General features: G+C 33.3%; 6 protein-coding genes. 2 read left to right on the forward strand and 4 right to left on the reverse strand.

What is annotated here, in order from left to right; translation table 11 throughout:
• On the forward strand, positions 1-411 hold a 411-nt coding region (locus tag Q0L29_RS03765), incomplete at its 5' end, for a hypothetical protein (RefSeq protein ID WP_296619218.1).
• A gap of 15 nt (positions 412-426) precedes the next feature.
• On the forward strand, positions 427-1,239 hold the full coding sequence (locus Q0L29_RS03770) for a hypothetical protein (protein ID WP_296619220.1): 813 nt from the start codon (positions 427-429) through the stop codon (positions 1,237-1,239).
• Between the two features lie 81 nt (positions 1,240-1,320).
• Here the strand turns inward: Q0L29_RS03770 and Q0L29_RS03775 are convergent, their stop codons facing one another.
• From Q0L29_RS03775 to Q0L29_RS03790, 4 genes are all read right to left on the reverse strand, one after another.
• Entirely contained in the window at positions 1,321-2,775 is a 1,455-nt protein-coding gene (locus tag Q0L29_RS03775; RefSeq protein WP_296619222.1) for a hypothetical protein, read from the reverse strand.
• Positions 2,776-2,777: 2 nt separating this feature from the next.
• Positions 2,778-3,791, reverse strand: a complete 1,014-nt coding sequence (locus Q0L29_RS03780; RefSeq protein WP_296619224.1) for a nucleoid-associated protein — start codon at positions 3,789-3,791, stop codon at positions 2,778-2,780.
• Between the two features lie 57 nt (positions 3,792-3,848).
• Positions 3,849-4,526, reverse strand: coding sequence for a DUF4391 domain-containing protein (locus tag Q0L29_RS03785; RefSeq protein WP_296619226.1), 678 nt, complete (start codon positions 4,524-4,526; stop codon positions 3,849-3,851).
• The coding region (locus tag Q0L29_RS03790) for a C-terminal helicase domain-containing protein (protein WP_296619227.1) at positions 4,526-5,510 on the reverse strand (985 nt) is incomplete at its 5' end. The genes Q0L29_RS03785 and Q0L29_RS03790, both read right to left, overlap by 1 nt.

Below are 5,510 nucleotides of genomic sequence, written 5' to 3' on the forward strand. Positions count from 1 at the left end.
AACCAGATGAAGGATACTACAGATCTAACCCAGTGTAAGAGCAATTCCAAAGTTATATCGCATGGGATGTCTTACATAGTCTATGGTAACAAATTAGCAGATATTTATATTGACCTTAATAAGCATGAAGATTTTGTGTATATCTCCTTCGCCAGTTATAAAGGATTGATAGAGAAAGCAAAAACTACTGGAGAAAGGATTTATAATGATCTGGCCGTTGAAGAATGGATTGGAACTATCGCGGATGTAATGAATAAGCATAATGCTAATCCTAATCATGCCCAATTAGTAATGGATTTTACTAGGAAGAAAGTCGGTGGTAGTCAAACAACTTCTGTTAAAAATTCTGGATGTATGGTAACTTTACTTTTATTGGTTTTACCCGTTGCTACTTATTTCTTTTTAACCTAACCAAAATTTTAAATTATGAAAGCAGTTACTCACTCCTGGTGGATAGGAGCTATTATTTCCACAGTTTTAACCTTTGCATTTTTAGGTACTGACTCCTCACCTAATGTTGGCATGTTACTTTTTATGGGTATCGTAAATGGTGTCTTTTGGGGATGGTTAATAGGTTTATTAATTGATAAAATAGGAAGGAGTTTTAAAAATGAGAACCTTACTCCAGATACTATCGGCGAACATGCAACTCAGAAGGTTAATTCTGATGCCTCGTACGAAAGAGGAAACCAAACTTCAATAAATGCAGGATATGCACTTGAATTATCCAGAATTATAACAGAGAATAAAGCACTTAAAAAACAACCAAAACCTAGGGAGATTTTAAGGACAGATGGGTATTATGTGGCATCAAAATCTTATGCAGGTGATACAAGATTTTTCTTGCTATTTTTTACTTCCAAAGGTTTCGTAGCATTAGGGGAACCAGAGGAGTTTGATAATTCTGATTATTCCAAAGAAGAATATAGACAGGTAATAGCTGAAGGAGAGACTTTAACCGAAATTGAAGTATCTCCCTATCTTACAGAATACACTAATTACGGAGAGAATATTTTAATGAAATTTTATGATCCTACGGAATACTCTAACATTGACCCTATTGAAAAAGTTCCATATGATGATCCAGTAGTTTATAACAAGTGGAGTGGAAGGATCATTCCTAATGGACTTTTACTTGATTTGGAAGTGAGCAGATTTAGTAATGCTTTGAAGGATTATGAAAGAAAGCATCTTATTCGGGACCTCAAATTTGACTTTATTCCAATAGGTATGAATTAAAATTACTACTACCCTTTACATTTTTCGTAGAGGGTATTTTTTTGACTTTTTAGAAAAAGACCTCACCTATAAAGTAATTCTTTAGATAGTTTTCCAGTTAACATATGAAGATACACTCAATATAGCGCACATCAGTACTACAATGGTTATGAGCCATAAAATGCTGTACAAGCTCACTCTTTGATTTATAAAGTCTTTTTCATATTTAAATTCTGAATCGTCTTTTAAAATTTCTTCTATATCATGTTTTTCCAATAAATCCGTGTACCTCATTTTTAAGTTTTGATATTTTCGAATTAGTCTTTCTTTTTCCATATATAAGGTCCATCTGGAAAAACCGAAAAAGATAAGCGACAAAAATAGAAAAGCGAAGCTGAGGATTGTTGCCTCTTTGTTAAAAATACCCGAATTTGTCTCAGTGCTAATTACTCTAATAATGAATATGGAAATAAAAAAAGAAAGAAATGTTAAAATACTTCTTTGATAATCTACCAGGAATTTTTCAACAATTTCACTTGATTTTTGAGAAATCCAGCTTAAATCATCAAATAGCTTATTTCTTACCTCCAGATATTTGCTTACGTTTTCCTTTAGGTAAACATTGTAAGAAGATTTAATCGATAATATAATTGAGGACTCCACTGTCAATGATTTTCCGTCAATGTAAATTGAAATAATATTTCTGGCGAGGCCTATCTTATCCGCTAAATTTCCCTTACTGGAGTATATCCAATCGAAAATCAGGTAATATATTTGAGAGGAAGAATCCATTTTGTCCAAAGGCAGTTCTCCTTCATATGCTCTATAACCAGTTAACTTATAATGAAAAGTATTTTCTTTAATAGATGTTATATCAAAAATAGATATAACAGAAAAGAGTCCGGTTAGAATATCCATCTTTTCTTCAATAGCAGTTTTCACCCCTGTTCTTTTTATCAAATGAAAGTAATCTGGGGCAAAAGGGAACACCTGAAAGTTACCGAAATGGCAGTTCTCATTAATTACAAAAGGATTAATTGCACCTAATGAATGATTAACAACATAACCAAAAGTGAATTTTGACGTATAGAAAGATTCTAAATCTTTCTCCAAAAATTTGAAGAAGATTTTATCGTTTTCCAATAGGAGCTCCTTGAAAATTTTAAGGAGATCATAAGGGGTAATGTCTTTCCAGAAGTTATCAAAGGCATTGAAGTCGTATATATGACGTAAATTACCCGTTTGAGTTTTGTCAATTAGCAGCTCGAAGGCTATTTTTTCAATTTTTTCTTCGAAATATTGAAAACTGAGGATTAGATCATCAATATATTTTGATTGATCTAATCCCTTTGAAAAAATAACCGGATCATTTTCTTCAACCTTTATAGTGATCTTAAAATGATCAGGTATATCCCCTACAAATGCAGCGAATTCGTCCGGAGACAGATTTGGTGGATGGGTAAGCTGAGCAACAAGCTTAAATTCACTGATTTTCTCCTCCTTGGAAATTAAATCGCCCAAAGGAAATAACAATTTGCACTTATCTTGGATATTCATTTTTACTGATCTTTAAACCTTTCATATCCCGTATCACTACGAATTAATATAAACTTGTTTCCTTCATTATCTTTATAAGGTTTAATAACGCTACCAATATTTTCTATATGATCCTTTAAAATTAATTCCATTTCATTTGATAGCGGAATTTTGTTAACTTTTCTCTTCTTAATTTCTTCTTGTTTTATACTGAACCTAGAATCGAAGTTATACTTCTCAGGAAACTCTTCAATTTTTTTGATGTACTTCTCCTTTGGAAAATCTTCATCAATTGGCGTGTAAGTTCTAAAATTCTTATCGAGAAACTCCTCTAATTCGAATTCTGAGCTATTGCGGAAGTATCCTATAACACTATTTCTTAATATCGTATGGTCTGCTGGATATTGCTTCTTCATATAATTAAATAGCTTTTGATCTAAAATATCTAGAGAAGTTTTAGTATTATGGGAATCAGTGTATTTTTCATTTAATTCCAGAAAATCATCCCACCAATATCTTGACATTTTTGAAGTTGTATCATATACATACACTTCTTGAACCTCTTTATTATCATCAAATCTTACAAGAAATGCCTTAAATATCTTCTTGTCCCAAGGCAATCCATGCTTCAGAACGAAATCTATTTCATCAATATACTTAGAATGATCTGCTTTACTTATAACAATGTAATGTTCTGATCCATCAATTAAATGAGCTTGAAATAAACTGCCCTTTTGGATTTGAACATCCAAATGATCAATCTTTCTTTGTGCCTTCTTTTCCTCTGTTAAAAGTCTTTTTGAATTTACTTCTACCCCTTCCTCAAATATATCTTCCAAAAAGCTGTTAAGGGTTTGACGTACTTCAGTAGTTTCACTACGAAATTCAAATTCTCTTTTATTCCTACTATCTTTTATTTCTTGAATTAGCCTCTCAGCATAAATCTGTAGCACTTCACTGTGGCTACTAATAGGAATTATACGTATTTCGTTTCCAAGATGATCGACATGATGAAGAGTAGTAAATTTTATTTCCATTAGAAAAAATTAAAGTTTAGTATTAAAAGTAGAGCCAAAACTTGACAACTTGACCCGTCAACTTTTTTCAGCACTTTCAGGGGTCTTGGTTAATAAAGCCTCAAGCTCCTTTTTCTTTTTATTTAATTCCTGATTCAGTTCCACCTTGTCCTTGAACTGAGTTTTTGAGCTTTTGATTTTCTTTTGTAGCTGGTCAATTGCAGCTTCCAAAGTGGCTTGTTTCTCCTGGTGTTCTACCAAGTCTGCCAGGGATGATGTATTAGTGTCACCTGATAACTGGAAGCAAAATGCCTCATACACATTATCAAGGCTTTTCTTTAAAGGTAGGGAATAGGTCTCAAATTTATCTTTAGGTAACCATTCCGAATTGAAAGTCCAATCAATTACAGAAATGTTTTCATTTACAGGATGAGGGTGCTTGGTAGAGGTGGAAAAATAGTAATCTTCCTCATAGTTCACCAGAAATATGATAGGGTAGGGAATAGATTTATCCATAATGTCTAGTATGCCCTGTACCTTTTCTTTCTGTTTTAACTCCACATAAAAGATCTGGATCTCCTTAATTTCTTTAGCAGGGAGGTTAGTGGTGGTTTCTGATAATTTATAAGACCAGGTGATCCTTTTTATAAGATCTGTAAATAGTTGTTTTTGTTTACTATTTGTAAAGGAATCAAAGGCATTCTTGGGTACAACTTTGTTCACTTTTACTTTATCCGGCAGATCAAATATTTCCATTATTTAACAATTAGAAATGAAATCAATTTAAAGTCCTCTATGCCTTTTAATTTCTCCTGTAGCGCTGTTGTGCCACCTGCCTGGAATAGGCTCATTACATCCTTTTCTTCCTCTCTCTGCAAGATTGTGCTTATACTTTTCTTGAGTAGCTGAGAGTACTTATTCATTTCCTGGTAATCATCTGTTTCTTCACTGAGCTCTTTACACAGATCTTCCAATGGAGAATTAATGCCTTTACAAGCCATACGCATTGCATCCAATATTTTTTTAGGCTCCACGTGATTATAGACTACTTCACCATTATTCCGCATATAGACGAGGTAGTATGGGTGTAGCCTGTTCAGCTTATTAATGTTGACGCTGGTATTTATATTCTTCAGGATGAAAATAACTCCAGGAGAAAGATGTTCATTGGATTTGACAACTGCGTGTAAGCCTTCTGGAATATTCTTCAGCTCTCCATTGGCTTTTATAAGATTAGAAAGGTCAATTCTGAAGTCATTTAGTCCAAGGTCTGTTATACTTACACCTTCCTTTAAATCCTCCAGGTCTAGAACTTCATCTCTTAAACTTTGTAGCTGGATCTTACGGTATTCAAGATCTTTCTCTTTTGTATTTAGTATATTATCATCTCCGGTACTTGTCATATTGCTTATAGCCATCTTACTTTCCACCCGCTGTTTAAGGTTTATGTAAGAATCAAGAGTAATATCCGGCCAGAAATTTACCATAGTGATATTTTCATTTATTGAGCCAATACGATCAATCCTTCCAAATCGCTGGATTATCCTAACAGGGTTCCAATGAATATCATAATTCACCAGGTAATCACAATCTTGTAAATTTTGCCCCTCTGAAATACAATCTGTTGCAATGAGAATTTCTACCGAATCTGTAATATTAGGATAAAGTTGATCCTTGTCTTTGGAGCGAGGTGAAAAGCAAGTAAGAATGGTATTTATATCGGGAGGTATTTGTTTGGAA

Origin of the sequence: Marivirga sp. (assembly GCF_024636815.1) — a bacterium.
Classification (GTDB): Bacteria; Bacteroidota; Bacteroidia; order Cytophagales; family Cyclobacteriaceae; genus Marivirga.